Source organism: Citrobacter sp. Igbk 14, assembly GCF_028069825.1.
In the GTDB taxonomy this organism is placed as follows: Bacteria; Pseudomonadota; Gammaproteobacteria; order Enterobacterales; family Enterobacteriaceae; genus Citrobacter.
Genome location: NZ_JANEWM010000208.1, coordinates 1 through 255, shown reverse-complemented (window position 1 = coordinate 255; position 255 = coordinate 1). Strand labels below are relative to the sequence as shown.

Annotated in this window: 1 rRNA gene; it reads left to right on the top strand. The window is 52.5% G+C overall.

Going from position 1 to position 255, the window contains the following annotated elements:
- Positions 1-255 (top strand): 23S ribosomal RNA (locus NNN64_RS23185); the annotation flags it as partial.

Sequence of the window (255 nt, the reverse complement as noted above, 5' to 3'; positions counted from 1 at the left end):
CTTGACACTGAACACTGGTCCTTGATGTGTAGGATAGGTGGGAGGCTTTGAAGTGTGGACGCCAGTCTGCATGGAGCCGACCTTGAAATACCACCCTTTAATGGCTGGTGTTCTAACGTAGACCCGTAATCCGGGTTGCGGACAGTGTCTGGTGGGTAGTTTGACTGGGGCGGTCTCCTCCTAAAGAGTAACGGAGGAGCACGAAGGTTAGCTAATCCTGGTCGGACATCAGGAGGTTAGTGCAAAGGCATAAGC